Origin of the sequence: Streptomyces vulcanius (assembly GCF_042653945.1) — a bacterium.
Classification (GTDB): Bacteria; Actinomycetota; Actinomycetes; order Streptomycetales; family Streptomycetaceae; genus Streptomyces; species Streptomyces mangrovi.
The window spans coordinates 1-13,948 of record NZ_JBHSFK010000036.1; the positions used below are offsets into that span (position 1 = coordinate 1).

Here is a 13,948-nt window from a genome sequence, read left to right on the forward strand (position 1 = left end):
GGTTGGGGGGCGGCGGCTTCGGGGGGAGGGGGGGTGCCGGTGCCGGGGGCGGAGGCGGCGGGGGCAGTCGGCGCGCTTGGCGCGCTCGGTACGGCTTCGGCGGGGAGGGGCTGGCCCTGGTGGGGCTGTGCCTGGTGCTGCTGGGGCGGGAGGGGCTGTCCGGGGGCGGGGGCGGGCATCGGGTGTGCGATGGCGCCCTGTGCCTGCGCCTGTGCGGGGGTCTCCGAGGGCTGGCCCATGGCGCGTCGGCGGCGTCCGGTGGGCGCGTTGGTGGGGTGCGGCTGGGGCGGGGTGTGGTCGTCGGCCTGGTCGGGCGCGACGGCGTCGGGCCGACCGTGGTCGACCCGGGCCTCGTCGGAGGGGCCCTGGGCAGGGGTCTGGGCAGGGGTCTGCGCGGGCAACTGGGCGGGCGCCTGAGCGGGCGTCTGGGCCTGCGCGGGAATCTGCCCCGGAACGGGAGACTGCCCCGGAACCGGAACCGGAACCGGAACCGGAATGGCACCCGGAATCGCCCCCGGAACGGCTGGCGGAACCAGCCCGCTCGGCGGAACCGGAGCGGCCGGAGCCACGCCTCGCGCCGCCTGCCCGGGGGCACCGGGCACGCCGGGGGCGTTGGGAACACCGGGCATAGCGGGGGCACCGGGGATACCGGGCATCCCGGGACCGCCCGGCATCCCGGGGGTACCGGGCGCACCCGGTCCCCCCTCGCCCGACGCACCCGCACCCGCACCGTTGGGAACATCGGCCACGCCCGCCACGCCCGCCACGTTGGCTACATCAGCCACCTCGGCGGTCGTCCGGTCCGCCTCGGCCGGCGGAAGGGCGAACACCGCGCGCGGGGCGGACTCCTGCGCGGCGGCGCGTTCCGTCGCGGCGGCGAGGGCACGCCGACGGCGTCCGCTCGGCTCGTCGGCATCCTCGGTGTTCTCTGCGTCGGCAGGCGCCGCGGCGACCGCGGGCAGCGCCGGCGGCAGGGCGTTCGGCGGGGTGTCGTCGCCGCGCCGGGCCCGTCGTCCTGCGGCGGGCGCGGGTACGCCCTGCGGCGGAACGGTGCCACCCAGCCCCGTCCCCACGGCAGCGGTTCCCGCCGCGTGTTCGGCGGCGGTCACGACGGCCCCCTCGGAGACACCCCCGTCGGCACCGGCGATCTCGGCGGGACGCCCACGCCGCCGCCCGGTACCACCCGAACCGGAACCGGAACCGGAAGCCGAACCCGGAACCGAACCCGAACCGGCGGCAACCTCTCCGCCGCCGTCCTCGGGCACCTCACCAAGCGCCTCGTCGGCGGCCGGACCGCGTCGGCGCCGCCGCCCCGTGGGAACGGCGCCCTCCGCCTCCCCGCCCTCGGCGGCGATTCCGGGAACCTCCTCCAGGAAGGCGTCCACGGAGACCCGTCGCGCCCGTCGCCGCCCGGACCCCTGGTCGCCGGACTCGGCACCGCCCGGGCCGGAGTCCATGCCGGTGTTCATGCCGGCGTTCATGCCGGTGTCCACAACCGCGGGCAGCGCGGCAGGTCCCGGCGGTGCGACCGCCCCCGCCCCACCCCCCAGGGGCACTTCGAGGACGTACGCACTCCCACTCATGCCCGGCACTTCGTGCGTCTGCAGCACGCCTCCGTGCGCCCGCACGATCCCCCGCACGATCGGCTCGTGCACCGGGTCTCCCCCGGCGTACGGCCCCCGCACCTCGATCCGTACGACTTCCCCCCGCTGGGCAGCCGCGACGACCACGGTGTTGTCCATGTAACCGCCCGCCGAGACGGGCGCGTTGCCGGTGGCGTCGACGCCCGCGACGTCGGCGACGAGATGGGCGAGCGCGGTCGCGAGGAGCCGGGCGTCGACCTCGGCCTCGATGGGCGGCGCGTGCACGGCGAACTGCACCCGTCCGGGCCCGATGAGTTCGACGGCCCCGTCGACACCGGCCGCGACGACGGCGTCCAGCATCACCTTCGTCCGGACGATGCCCTCGCCGCCGCCCCCGCCGGCGTCGAGCCGCTGGTACCCGAGGACGTTGTCGATCAGAGTCGTGATCCGCGAATAACCGGCCGAAAGATGATGAAGAACCTGGTTGGCCTCGGGCCACAGCTGCCCGGCGTCGTCGGCGGCGAGGGCGGCCAGCTCGCGGCGCAGCTCGTCGAGGGGCCCGCGCAGGGAGGTCGCGAGAAGGGTGAGCAGCTGGTCGTACCGCCCGGCGAGGGCGTCGTAGCGGTCCTTCTCCCGCTCCCCGAGCGCCGCGTAGCGCTCCTCCGCGGCCGCGACCTCCTCCTCCTGCTCCTCGCGCACTTCCTCCAGTTCGGCGACGTGCTTCTGGCGCAGCGCGGTGAGGTCGGAGGCGTGCTCCTCGGAGAGCCGCTCCAACTCGTCCGCCTGCCGCTTCTCGAGGGCTTCCTTCTCCTCGGCCAGGTCGTCGTACGGCCGCCGGTCCGTGAAGGTCATCACGGCACCGACGAGCTGGTCGCCGTCGCGCACCGGAGCGGTGGTCAGATCGACGGAGACCTTCTCTCCACCCTTCGACCACAACACCTGCCCCCGCACCCGGTGCTTGCGCCCGGAGCGCAGGGTGTCGGCGAGCGGCGACTCGTCGTACGGGAAGGGCGAGCCGTCGGCGCGCGAGTGGACGACGAGGGTGTGCAGCTCCTTGCCCCCGAGATCACTCGCCCGGTACCCCAGAATCTGGGCGGCGGCCGGGTTGACGAGCACGATCCGCCCGTCGGTGTCGGTCCCGACGACCCCCTCGGACGCGGCCCGCAGAATCATCTCGGTCTGCCGCTGCGAGCGCGCCAGCTCGGCCTCGGTGTCCACCGTCCCGGACAGATCGCGTACGACGAGCATCAGCAGCTCGTCGGCGGCGTAGCCGTACCCGTCGTAGGCCTGCTGCCCGTTCTCGAGATTCGCGCTGGTCACCTCGACGGGGAATTCCGAACCGTCCGTTCGCCGCGCGACCATCCGCGTCGGCTTGGTCCGTCCGCGCGGATCCATGTGATCGGGCCGCCGCATGGACCCCGGGATCAGCTTGGAGTCGAACTGCGGCAGTAGATCGAGAAGCCCCCGCCCCACCAGAGCCGTACCCGGAGTCTCGAACGCCTCGAGCGCGATCGTGTTCGCGTTGACGACGGTCCCGTTGGCGTTGACCAGCACCAACGCATCGGGGAGCGCGTCGAGTATGGCTGCGAGGCGAGCAGCGCCTCGGGATGGCCTGCTGCTCACGAGTCGCTTCCTCCCTGTTACCGCACCTTGCCGACCGCTCGGGCCATATTGCCAACCGGTCCGCAGCGTGTCACGCGAGGGAGTCTAAGGGCTGGGGTCCCGTCGGAGGCGACGGATGAGAGGGAGCTCGCACGACGAAGTGACACAGAACGTGTGACCGTACGCATGACCTTCGCGGGAGTTTTACGTCACGGATGTTTGGACCATGAGAAGCCTGTGCTCCAGGGACGGCACCCGGGCCTCCCGTTCCCGACCGGAACCGGGTCACCCGCCCCAGACCCTTCACCGACCCTTCAGCCGAGCTTCGGCAGCAGGGGCACGAGCGCGTCCCAGCGCTCGATCGCACATCCGTCCCGACGGTCGTACGTCGTGTCGACGGGCCGCCCGGCCCAGCGCCCGGTGACATGCGCGGTGGCCGGACCGCCGTACTGCATGGTGCACATGCCCCCACTCGCCGCCGGCGCGAAGACATCGGTCCCCCACCGGGTCCTCCGGTCCAGGGCCAGACAGGCCCCGGCCACATCCGGATGACTCCCGCCCTCCGGATGGCAGTACACCTCGAACGTCCCGTCCCGCCGATCGCCGGCGTCCAGGAGGGTGACGGTGAGGTGATCCGTGGCCGTGAGGTGATCACCACCCTCGACCCGGTCCTCCTCCCGGACGGGCGGCGGAGCGAGCGCCACCCCGGCGAGGGCGTGGGCGGGAAGCGCGGCCCAGAGGCCGACGACGGAGACGGAGACGGAGACGGCGACTGCGGCGGCACCGAGCCCCCGCCGGACTCGGGACGGGATGACCTGCGACATGCCCGGACTAACGCGCGACCACGATCGACGTTCCGCCCCGCGCCACCCCAGGACAAGCCCCAGGACAAGCCCCAGGACAAGCCCCCGGAGAAGCCCCCGGAGAAGGGCTTTGCCCTGCGCCCCGACTGCCTAGTACGGTGGGAACCGATTGGTGACACGACGCTCGACTGTGTCATCATCTGCACGCGCCACTCGCACACGCGAGGGGTTGTGCTGGAGGCGTCGCCTAGTCCGGTCTATGGCGCCGCACTGCTAATGCGGTTTGGGTTTTAAAGCCCATCGAGGGTTCAAATCCCTCCGCCTCCGCGCGATCACCGAAGCCCCGGTCCGTCAAGGCCCGGGGCTTCGCCGTTTCCATACGTTTCCGCAGGTCACAAGGGCTACGGCAAACGGATTTCACATGTCGACGGCAGTCATGTAATGTTCTTCCTGTCGCCGGGACCGGCCCCGTAGGGCCAGAACCGAAGGCAACAAAAACCAAATAACAAGCACTCGTAGCTTAACGGATAGAGCATCTGACTACGGATCAGAAGGTTGCAGGTTCGAATCCTGCCGAGTGCACACAGGTCAAAGGCCCCGGAGAGATCCGGGGCTTCTGGCGTTCCGGGGGCGTACAGCAGCGAAGTGCAGCGACGGGGTGTCGTCGCTCCAACAGTCGTCGCCCAGCGCGCCGCAGTACTCAAGCGTGGGTGAGCGCGGACCGGCCCGCTATCCGGCCCATGGTTGGTCTTCGCGCACCGATGATCAGTGGTCGCCGCGGTCTTCCCGCAGCCGGTCCCCAGGCAACATCGCGCTGTGTGGCTGGAGCACCAGGTCGCGCTGGTACCAGGTGCCTGTCTTACCGCCGATGTGGGCAGGATCGGCGGGGCCGACGGGGACGAACCCCGCTTTGGTCAGCACCCTTGTGGACGCGACATTCTGGCGGGACGTCGCCGCTCGCAATGTGCGCAGCCTGTGCTGGGCCGCCGCCAGTTGGCACACTTCCCGGACGGTCGCGGTCGCCACGCCTCGGCCGGCCACGTGCTGCGCGACCCGGTAGCCGAGTTCCGCGGTGTGGTCCTCGATGTCGACCAGGTTGAACCTGCCGAGTACCGAGTTGTCCTCGGCTACGAGCACGTAGAAGGCGCAGATGCCCGCCTCCTGCTCAGCCAGCAAGGCGTTGTACCTGTCGGTGAACTGGGTGAAGTAGTCGTCGCCGCGGTCGGAGATCGAGGCGGCGAAGTAGCCGCGATTCGCCAACTCGAAGGCCAAGACCGCCGGGGCATGGCCGACATGCAGCCGCTTCAGCTCGGGCATTGTTCAACCTTACTCAGGTGGTACGCCGCGGCCACCTGGGTTTCCGCCCACCGAGGCTGAGGGCGAGGACGGTGCCGTAGCGGGCCCGCGCGGTTGCCACGCTCATCGGGTTCTCCGGGGCGGTCGAGCAGCGCTGATAGATCCTGGATCCAGCCGTGGGACACAGGGCAGGCTCCTCGATCCGATCCGATTCGATTCGATTCGATTCGATTCGATTCGATTCGTGAGCGGCGGGTCCGGCCGATCCCTGTTGATCCGGAGTCCCGGGGCTTCGAGCGGTGCCTGCCGCATGAGGCATGTCCCACCCCTCGCCATCGTGCGGGCCCCAGGCTGCGATGTCGGCCGCGCGGATTCGGCGCAGCACGTCGGTGAGATCTCCCCGGACTCCGGAGTAGGCGACAGCCCCGGGGTACGCAGGCCTCTGCCTCCCGTAGCGCGGCGGATCAGTTCATCCGGCCCGGATGGCCCGAGCACAGTCAGGCCGAAGGCCCGGAGCGCTCCGGGCCTTCGGTGTTTCAGGGCGTGCAGCAGCGAAGGGCTGAGCAGGCACGTCTGACCGGGCGGACCCGCAGGGCTCATGGGCCGCCCCACGCGGGCAGGATTCGTGGCTCTGGCCGCCTCGCGGTCGAACGGGGTTGTGTCGTGACCGCCGCCCGGTCGGTGTCGATGTCGTCGGCCGTGGCCAAGTCGCCGCTGTGATCGGCCCATATCGCTCACGGCAAGATGTAATGAGGGGTGGTCATCGCGGTCGGGGAGGGGCGGCGGCAGTAGTCTCGGTCTCGCCCGGGGGTCGTCGTCGGTCCGACCGATACGACCTATACGGCAGGTATGACCGGTACGACGAGCCGTATGCCGCACTCACCACCGATCCGTCTGACGTGGAGTCCGCTATGACCACCACACCACGGGACCTGTTGATCGTCGCGATCGACCTCGCCATCGACCTCACCTCCGGCGGCACCGTCGGGCAGGGCGACCTCTCGTTGGCGCTCGCGGGAGCCGAACTGCTCGATCTCGTCGATGCCGAGGCCGTCGACCTGGACGGCGACCGGATCGTCCCGGGAATGCCGCGCACCATGGATGACCGACTGCTGGACGAGGCGGTGTCGTCCCTCATCCGGGTGGCGCCGCACGAGTCCGTCGAGGACTGGCTCTGGCGCCGGGGCCGCGGCCTGCTCGCGAGGTATCTCACCGTCCTGGAGGAGGAGGGAAAGCTCGCCCACCGACGTCACCGCTGGAATTTCCTCAGCTCCGGCCGGACGGAGATGGCCGACTCACCGGACCGGCAGCACGCGGTCGAGCGTTGGACATCGCGAGAGCCCGTCCTCGTCGGCCTGGCAGCCGCCGTCGGGATCGACGGCAAGCAGGCCGAGAGCCCCGAGGGCTTCACCGACGACGCGGTGGGCACCGTACTGGCCGTCGTCGGCGACGCGGTGACGGAACTGGCCGCCGTACGTCAGCGGCGCGGCATCGAAGACGCGGCCTTCGACAATGTCTGGCGGGGCCTGTGAGAGAGGGCTAAGTCCAGGAGCCCGTCAGGATGCCCAGTGCGGTCAGCAGGGCGAAGGCCCCGCTCCAGGCCAGCGCGTGGCGGATACAGCGGTACTTGATCCAGGCCGTGTGGGACAGGAACGTCAGCTGGTCGAGGTCGCGGCCCAGGGGGTCGGTACGGCGTACGGCCTCCTCCAGACAGGGGACGCAGGCCATGGCGCTCACGTCGCCGAAGTAGTGCGCGCGGGAGCTGTGCGGCCGGCCGAGGCGGGGCGTCATGGCCAGCCCGAGCAGGACGAGGGCCACCAGGCAGGTGACGCAGCCGGCCCAGAGGAGGATCTGGGAGACCGCGGTGTAACGACGAGGCTCGACGACGCCACCGCACATCGCGCCGAGCAGCGCGGTGAGCATCGCACCCAGGGTCGCCAGGAGAAAGCCGGCCTTGTTGTCGGCCTTCAGCAGCTCCTCACGTGCCTCGGCCAACAGGGTGCGGGCGATCTGCGTGTCACGAACGGGTCCGGGACCGGTCCCACCCTCGCCGGTAGCAGCCATGCTTCCTTCTCCCCCTCGACCTTCGACCTTCGACCTTCGACCTTCGAGCTTCGAGCTTCGACCTTTTGCAGGGGCGGTCGCCCCGGTCCCACAGCAGGGCGACCGAGGCGACCGTCAGGCGCTTGTCAGACGCTGGAACCGTGGCGGAGTTCCTCCTCCAGCGCGTTCACCGCCTGCCGGACACGGATGTTCATCGCGGCCGTGTGCTCACGCAGGGCCGCCTCCGACTCCGCGCGGTTTCGGCGGATCTCCTGCTCGATGGAGTCCTGGGCGATCTCGAACTCGGCCAGGGCCCGCCGTTCGTCGAGGCGGACCTGCTCGCCGTAGATCCGGACCGCGCTGTTGCTGTGGATGGTGAGCATCTGCTCGTAGGAGTTCTCGCGGCCGAGGAACTTCACCATCACGGGAAGCATGTCGAGCAGGACGAAGAGCAGCCGGATCATCCAGATGCCCACGAGGACCACCGTGTTGCCGCCGGCGAGCTCGTCCAGTGCCCGGATGCGCTCCAGGACGCCGATCTCCTTCTGCTTGGCGCGTTCGTCGGCGATCCGCCGCTCGACGGCGGCCTCACGGGCCTTGGAGAAGTCGGTGCGCGCCGAGGTCAGCCGGCCGCCGATGCTCTGGATGCGGCTGTTCATGCCGTCCAGCCGGGTCTCGTTCTGTTCGGTGTCGTGGGTGGCGCGGTACTCCTTCGCCTTCGTACGCAGCCGCAGGCACTCGGACGTCCGCTGGTACAGGCCGGTGCCGGCGTCGCGGATCAGCTGCCGGCACTCGTCGCGCACCTCCGCGTCGAGCGCCTCCAGTCGCGTCGTGTCCCGGTCCACCCGCTTCTGGAGTTCCGCCGCGTCCGATCGCAACGTGGCCAGCGCATCGGCCTGTTGGCCCGACGTCGCGCTGAGGGACAGTACGTAGTCGGTGGCGCAGCCCTTGGGCGAGGTGGTCGTGGTGGTGTCCGGAACGGGGTTGCAGCGGACCAGGTTCGACCTGAGCCGGTCGATGTCACCGATGCGTTCTTCGGCGACGTGCTCCTCCACGGCCGTCGCGAAGATCCGCAGAACCAGGGGTTCGGCGATCACGACGCCGAGCATCAGGGCGATCAGCAGACGCATGACCAGGGGCCCGGTCTGGCGCCGTGCGTTCGGCTGCGGGGTGACCAGCAGACGGTCGAGGTTGAGGATGAACAGCATCCAGATGACCGTGGGGATCACCGCCAGGAAGGATGCCCTGCCGAGCGCCTCCGTGGCGAAGTTCCACATGGAGAACGCGGCGATGACGGAGGTGCCGAAGACCACTCCCCCGAGCGCGGTGTACTTGCCGCGCTCGTGCGGGGTCCGGTCCAGGAGCGCCTCGCTGACCCCGCTCAGGGCGCGCAACCGGGCGGCGATTTCGACGGGCCGCCGCATCGGCGGGCGGGTCCCGGCGGGCCACCGCACCGAAGGGCGGGTGTCGGCGGCCCGTCGTACCCACGGGCGGGTGTCGGTGGGGCGGTCGCTGTGGTCGGGCGTATCGGTGGAGCGGTCGCGGTAGTCGGGCGTATCGGCGGCGCGGTCGCCGTGGTCGGGCGTATCGGTGGAGCGGTCGCGGTAGTTGGGCGAGTCGGCGGGGCGGTCGCCGTGGTCGGGTGAATCGGCGGGGCGGGCATGGTGGTCGGTCAAAGCAGGTCGTCCTCGCTCTGGACGAAGCCCTCGCGGCGGTCCTGGGGTGCCGACGCCTGGGGCGTGGGCGGCGTCGACTTCGCCGCCGGGGTGTCCGCCGCCGTACCGGGGCCGATACTGCGGCGCGCGCCGGTGTCCAGCAGGACCTGTTCGAGGAGCTGGTAGTCGACGAAGCCGCCGGTGCTCACCTCCCGCAGCAGGGTGAGCGCCATGTCCCGCCGCATCTGCGCCTCGGCCGTCTCCTGCGCCTGCGCGTGGGTCTGGGCGGCGGAGGCGGCGGCGTACCGACGGGCGTCCTGCTCCTCGGACGTCCGGTGGATGCGGGCCGCGGCCTCGGTGACGCCGATCTCCTCCCTCGCAATGCTGAGGGCGTCGGCGTGGGTGGGCCCCTGGGTCAGCAGTTCGGCGATCCGGGCGGCGTTCTGGGTCTCCAGGTCGATCTTGAACTGGCTGAGCCGGCCGTCGCGGTGTACATCGCGCACCTTCTCCTCCCAGGCGCGCAGGCTCTCGACCGTGCTCACCTCGGCACTCACGAACTCCACGCTCATGCCGGCCACCCGCGGCGGCACGACCGCGCTGTAGGCGGTCATACGGCGGGACACCTCGGCCCGGACCGCGTTGATCTCCTCGACCCGGTGCCCGGCGCTCACCATCGGCAGGTCGGCGTCCCCGAGCAGGTAGGCGCGCAGGGGGCTGGCGACATCGACGGTGCCCTGCCGGGCGATGACCGTCGGGTCGGTCACCTGGCAGGTGAAGGAGGCCCGGACGGTGAAGTTGTCCGCCTCGCTGACCGAGGGAAGCGTGCGCTCGACCTCGACCAGACGGGCCCGGGTGTCCACCAGGCTGACGGACGAGGCGTCGAGCACGTCCGGGTGGGACGGGTCGAACACCATGCCTTCGGGGAAGGCCCGGTAGGTGCCGCCGATCCTGAAGACGTACACCGCGCCGGGCGGCAGCGACGGCACGTCGTCGCGGCGCCGGCGCCGGGACCACCAACTGCCCTGGACGGTGTCCAGGACCTGCTCGGCGATGACTGGATAGTTCACTTGCTTCGGGCTCCTTGAACAGAGAACGAGAACAGACGAAAGAATCAAGAACGCGGTGTTCCGACCAGTACGACGGCCAGCCGGCGGGTGCCCGGGATCGCGAAGTCGGGGTCCTGCAGGGCGGTGGAGAGCGCGTGGGCCAGGGCGTTCCACTGCCGGGCGCCGGTCTCGGCCCGCATCGCCTCGCCGAGCCGGCGTACGGCGTCGGTGGCGTCGGGGTCCTCACGCAGATGCACCAGGGTGCGGCACAGGGCGCGGACCGCACGGCGGCGGAAGCCGCTGAGCAGCACGGCGGCCCACAGGGCTCCCAGGTGCCGGGCGTTGTCGGCGTTCTGGCACAGCAGCGCGGCGGCGACGGGCCCGGGCTGCTTCAGCCCCGGCTGCTCCAGCCGTTCGGCTTCGAGGAGTTGTACGACGGTCCGCAGCGCGTCGGCACGTTCCCTGGAGCGAGTGGTCGTCGAGGCGAGGCGGGTGCGCACGTACCGCAGGGTGAGCAGGGCGCGGTCCGGTTCCTGCTCGGCGGTCTGCAGCAGCAGGACCAGGGAGCGACGTGCGGCGAACGCTATGCGCTCACCGCGTCCGGTCAGGAACCAGCACCAGTTGAGCGCCTCCAGCCGGTAGAGCGAGCCGAGTCTCCCGGTCAGCGCCATGGCGGCGGTGACGGCACGGCCGGGGCCCCTGTTGTCCAGTCCAGGACGATGCCCAGCGCCTGCGGGGCGAGGTGATCGGTCTCGCACATGAACTGCAGGGTGAGCGCGGCGGTGACCCGTTGGCTCATGAGCCCCTCGGCCCAGGCCCCCAGGAGGTGCTCCTCGACCTCGTTCAGCGCGTACCGGGCGAGTACGGCCGTGCCGCGCGCGACCTCCGTACGGGTGTCCAGGTCGGGGGTGCGGGAGAGGTCGCCCAGCCACTGCCGCAGCGGATACCACAGCTTGTACCCGTACAGGCCGTGCAGTTCGCCGATGACGAGGTCGCGGATCCGCGGGGAGGTGAAGACGAGGCGGCGTTCGCTGCGGGCGGCGTCCTGGCCGGGACCGGGGCGGCGTTCCACGTGGACGAGTCCGACCGCCCGTTCCTTCCAGCGGGCGCGGGACTGTTCCAGGCCGGCACCGGGTTCCGGCAGTGTGGCGACGGGCTCCGACTCGGCGACGGCTGTCTCGCCGTTCAGTTCCCATGTCCGCATGCGCGCGAAGAACTTGGCGCAGGCATCCTCGAAGTTCCGCTCCGGGACGCCCTCCAGGAAGGCGAGGGCGGCCATCGGCAGCAGGTCTTCCGCGGACGGCTTGGCCGCGAACCAGTCCTGGACGATCTTGCTGTCGCCGTCCCGGAGGGTCTCGATGGCCTTCCGGGGGCTGTGGAGGAGGGCCGCCGCCGCGGCCACGACATCGGCCGGGCGCCGCTGTTCGGCGACGCTCTCCAGCAGTTCCTTCTCCGACTCCGGATCGATGTCGACGTGGGGCAGCTGCTCCCGGCAGCGGTGGAACAGTTCCGACGGGTCCGGACTGTGCCACTGGACGCAGTGATCGCTCAGCGCCAGCCGCCGCAACGTCGTGTGGTCCGCGGTGATGACCAGGAACGCGTTCTTGCGGCGCAGTTCCTCGCTCAGCCGCCCGATCTCGTACGCCTGTACCGCCGCGACGTTCGTCTCGCCGACGTAGTCACGGATGACGTACCCCTGGCCCGCCGTGATGGCCGTCGTCGTGGCCAGTTCGGCCAGCGCGTTCGCGGGAGACAGGCTGCGCAGCGGGGCGCCCTCGCCGGCGACCTCCCTGAGCAGCGCGAGTGCGCCCGCGCCGCGACCGCAGTTGTCCTGGCCGGTCAGGACGACCAGGGAGCCGACGGCGAGCTTGCCGAGCGCCTCGTCGAAGCAGGGCTGCGGGCGGACGTAGCAGCGCAGCGCCTCGTCCACCGTCTCGGGCTCGACGACTCCCGGTGCGAGGCCGGTCCTCGACGACGACGTCCCACCGAACCCGAAGGCCGCCCCGGAGGCGTCCACGGAGGCGTAGAAGTTGTTGTAGACGCGCTGTTGGACCAGCCGAAGGTCGTCGTAGCCCTTCCCGTACTCCTCCTTCTCCTTCTCTTCCGCCTCTTCCGCGCTGTTCTTCTCACCGGGCGGGGAGTGGCCGTCCTGGTCGGGGGAGGCGTGCTCGGGATCCTGCGCCGCGCCGTCGTCGGTGTCGTCCGGAGCGGGAACTCCGTCCTGGCCGACGGGCGGAACCGGTGGGACCGGCGGTATGCCGGGGCCGTCTTCCGGGCTCGGCCGGCCCGGATCGCCGTCGCCGGGCTGGTCAGGCATCGGTGTTCCCGAAGCCGAACACGGCGTTCCGCGCGTCCACCGGGCCGGTCATGTTGGTGACGTTGATCCGGTCCGCGCGGTAGTCGTTCCGCATGCCTCCGTTCGTGTCCGCGGGGGCGTGGTGCGGCCGGTCGGCGGACGTCGGGTGTTCGTCCGCCGCGGGGCGCGGGCGGCCGAGCGTGGGCACCGTGAGCCAGGCGGTGGACTCGTACTCCTTCTCCTTGACGGCGACCTGGGTGAAGTCGGACGGCCGCAGGGCGGTGTGGCCGCCGGCCACGGCGGAGCGGAAGACGTCGTCGGACAGGATCAACGCCAGGTCGGCGTGGGGGTGCGCGTCCAACGCGTCGTAGAGCGGACGGGAGTTGAGCAGGCGTGCGGTGACCACGACTGCGGTTCCGGCGAATCCGTTGTCCGCCAGTTCCACGAGACCGTGGTGCACGGCGGCGCGCAGTCGCATACGGGCCGCCTGCGTCCGCTGTTCGTTGTAGTGCCCCAGTTCGGACGCAAGGTGCCGGAAGTAGTCGTCGACCAGCCTGGGTTCGTTACCGCTCATGGGCAGGACGGCGAGTTGTTCGTCGCCCTTCGGCTGAATCTGCCATTCCGAGCGGTCAAGTCCGGCGCTCCTGGCCGCTCTGTCAAGAAGCCTGGGCAAATCGTGTTGCGTTTCTGACTGCTTTCGATCGTTCTTGTTCCCGTAGGACTGTGCGTCCACGGCTATACACGTACAGGGGTGGTACCCAGACCACTCGACCACTGGATCTTCCTCTCTGCGCAGGCATTGTTCGCAATGCGCTGCCCAGAGGCTAGGAGAGTCGGCTGGATCCGATTCCGTATCAGTACGGGATCTCACTGTCGAGTTTGGCGAATTCGAGCAACTTCGGAACGTCACAGATGGTGATGTTGCGGTAACTGCATTGCACCAGTCCCTGCGCTGTCAGGGTGGCCAGGCACTTTTCGGCCGTGGGCAGGGCGAGGCCGGCCAGTGACGCGAGTTCCCTCTGGGTCAGCGTGACGCCCAGGACGCAGCGGTCCGTGTCACCGTCCGGCGCGGGCTGCGCGTACGCCTGGCTCAACTCGGCCAGCACACGGGCGAACCGAGTGGGCGCGTCGTACGCCTTGTAGTCGATCCGGCGGCGGTTGGCCCAGCGGAGTCGCGCCGACAGCATGCGCAGGATGGCCCTCATCGCGTCCGGGTGACGGCCGAGAAGGCTTTCGAGCACCTGGAGTTGAATGATCCGCGCGCTCACCTCGCTGCACGCCATCACCGTGCCGGACCGGGGCAGCTCCTCGAAGGCCGCCATCTCCCCCACGAGATCACCCGCTATCCGTACGGCAAGCAGTACGTCGTATCCGCTCTCGGAGGTGGCGGCCACCTTGACCACACCGCTGGTGATCAGTAAGACGTGCCGGCTCGAGTCACCCTGCTGCAGAAGCGGCTGATGCGGTGAATAGTTCTTCCTGATTCCCTGCCGGAGAAACTCGTCCCGAGTCTCTTTGCGCAGCTTGCCGAGAAAAGTGAACGCAGGCCACTCGTCACCCATCCAGGACCCCCGAAGATCTTGCTCCGCAGTGAAATGACGTCGTTCACGTGACGCGATGACGC

Annotated in this window: 11 protein-coding genes and 2 tRNA genes; 3 read left to right on the top strand and 10 right to left on the bottom strand. The window is 70.4% G+C overall.

All coding sequences use genetic code 11. The features are described from left to right. Together ACFPIH_RS40300 and ACFPIH_RS40305 are read right to left on the bottom strand one after the other, a co-directional pair. Nucleotides 1-3,206, bottom strand: a 3,206-nt coding sequence (locus tag ACFPIH_RS40300; RefSeq protein ID WP_385878612.1) for a PAS domain-containing protein, incomplete at its 3' end; no start/stop codon positions are given. Nucleotides 3,207-3,499: 293 nt separating this feature from the next. Continuing rightward, nucleotides 3,500-4,009 carry an SSI family serine proteinase inhibitor gene (locus tag ACFPIH_RS40305; RefSeq protein ID WP_381171290.1) on the bottom strand — a complete coding sequence of 170 codons (510 nt, stop codon included), beginning with the start codon at nucleotides 4,007-4,009 and terminating at the stop codon, nucleotides 3,500-3,502. A 215-nt stretch (nucleotides 4,010-4,224) separates the two neighbouring features. Here ACFPIH_RS40305 and ACFPIH_RS40310 point away from each other — a divergent pair. Both ACFPIH_RS40310 and ACFPIH_RS40315 read left to right on the top strand, forming a co-directional pair. Further along, nucleotides 4,225-4,315, top strand: a tRNA-Ser gene (locus ACFPIH_RS40310). Between the two features lie 182 nt (nucleotides 4,316-4,497). Beyond that, nucleotides 4,498-4,570 (top strand) — tRNA-Arg (locus ACFPIH_RS40315). A 183-nt stretch (nucleotides 4,571-4,753) separates the two neighbouring features. Here ACFPIH_RS40315 and ACFPIH_RS40320 read toward each other — a convergent pair. Continuing rightward, on the bottom strand, nucleotides 4,754-5,305 hold the full coding sequence (locus ACFPIH_RS40320) for a GNAT family N-acetyltransferase (protein ID WP_381171292.1): 552 nt from the start codon (nucleotides 5,303-5,305) through the stop codon (nucleotides 4,754-4,756). An 890-nt stretch (nucleotides 5,306-6,195) separates the two neighbouring features. Between ACFPIH_RS40320 and ACFPIH_RS40325 the strand changes: the two genes are divergently transcribed. Continuing rightward, nucleotides 6,196-6,816, top strand: a complete 621-nt coding sequence (locus ACFPIH_RS40325) for a GOLPH3/VPS74 family protein (RefSeq protein WP_381171294.1) — start codon at nucleotides 6,196-6,198, stop codon at nucleotides 6,814-6,816. 7 nt (nucleotides 6,817-6,823) lie between these two features. Here the strand turns inward: ACFPIH_RS40325 and ACFPIH_RS40330 are convergent, their stop codons facing one another. From ACFPIH_RS40330 to ACFPIH_RS40360, 7 genes are all read right to left on the bottom strand, one after another. Then, on the bottom strand, nucleotides 6,824-7,348 hold the full coding sequence (locus ACFPIH_RS40330) for a Pycsar system effector family protein (RefSeq protein ID WP_381171296.1): 525 nt from the start codon (nucleotides 7,346-7,348) through the stop codon (nucleotides 6,824-6,826). A 125-nt stretch (nucleotides 7,349-7,473) separates the two neighbouring features. Continuing rightward, nucleotides 7,474-9,003 (bottom strand): DUF4407 domain-containing protein, encoded by a 1,530-nt coding sequence (locus ACFPIH_RS40335; RefSeq protein ID WP_381171298.1) that lies wholly within the window; start codon nucleotides 9,001-9,003, stop codon nucleotides 7,474-7,476. Further along, nucleotides 9,000-10,049, bottom strand: a complete 1,050-nt coding sequence (locus ACFPIH_RS40340; protein ID WP_381171300.1) for an SPFH domain-containing protein — start codon at nucleotides 10,047-10,049, stop codon at nucleotides 9,000-9,002. Before ACFPIH_RS40340 ends, ACFPIH_RS40335 begins: the two co-directional genes overlap by 4 nt. Before the next feature lie 44 nt (nucleotides 10,050-10,093). Then, on the bottom strand, nucleotides 10,094-10,699 hold the full coding sequence (locus ACFPIH_RS40345; RefSeq protein WP_381171302.1) for a hypothetical protein: 606 nt from the start codon (nucleotides 10,697-10,699) through the stop codon (nucleotides 10,094-10,096). Next, nucleotides 10,690-12,345: a hypothetical protein gene (locus tag ACFPIH_RS40350; RefSeq protein WP_381171304.1), complete on the bottom strand. Its 1,656-nt coding sequence runs from the start codon at nucleotides 12,343-12,345 to the stop codon at nucleotides 10,690-10,692. The genes ACFPIH_RS40345 and ACFPIH_RS40350 overlap by 10 nt, the downstream gene beginning before the upstream one ends. After that, nucleotides 12,338-12,898 carry a hypothetical protein gene (locus ACFPIH_RS40355; protein WP_381171306.1) on the bottom strand — a complete coding sequence of 187 codons (561 nt, stop codon included), beginning with the start codon at nucleotides 12,896-12,898 and terminating at the stop codon, nucleotides 12,338-12,340. The genes ACFPIH_RS40350 and ACFPIH_RS40355 overlap by 8 nt, the downstream gene beginning before the upstream one ends. 280 nt (nucleotides 12,899-13,178) lie before the next feature. Beyond that, on the bottom strand, nucleotides 13,179-13,886 hold the full coding sequence (locus ACFPIH_RS40360) for a Crp/Fnr family transcriptional regulator (protein WP_381171307.1): 708 nt from the start codon (nucleotides 13,884-13,886) through the stop codon (nucleotides 13,179-13,181). Between the last annotated feature and the right edge of the window lie 62 nt (nucleotides 13,887-13,948).

Coding starts and splice junctions, on each gene's coding strand:
- ACFPIH_RS40305 (WP_381171290.1), bottom strand. CDS start 4,009: ATGTCGCAGGTCATCCCGTCCCGAGTCCGGCGGGGGCTCGGTGCCGCC.
- ACFPIH_RS40320 (WP_381171292.1), bottom strand. CDS start 5,305: ATGCCCGAGCTGAAGCGGCTGCATGTCGGCCATGCCCCGGCGGTCTTG.
- ACFPIH_RS40325 (WP_381171294.1), top strand. CDS start 6,196: ATGACCACCACACCACGGGACCTGTTGATCGTCGCGATCGACCTCGCC.
- ACFPIH_RS40330 (WP_381171296.1), bottom strand. CDS start 7,348: ATGGCTGCTACCGGCGAGGGTGGGACCGGTCCCGGACCCGTTCGTGAC.
- ACFPIH_RS40345 (WP_381171302.1), bottom strand. CDS start 10,699: ATGGCGCTGACCGGGAGACTCGGCTCGCTCTACCGGCTGGAGGCGCTC.
- ACFPIH_RS40350 (WP_381171304.1), bottom strand. CDS start 12,345: ATGCCTGACCAGCCCGGCGACGGCGATCCGGGCCGGCCGAGCCCGGAA.
- ACFPIH_RS40355 (WP_381171306.1), bottom strand. CDS start 12,898: ATGAGCGGTAACGAACCCAGGCTGGTCGACGACTACTTCCGGCACCTT.
- ACFPIH_RS40360 (WP_381171307.1), bottom strand. CDS start 13,886: ATGGGTGACGAGTGGCCTGCGTTCACTTTTCTCGGCAAGCTGCGCAAA.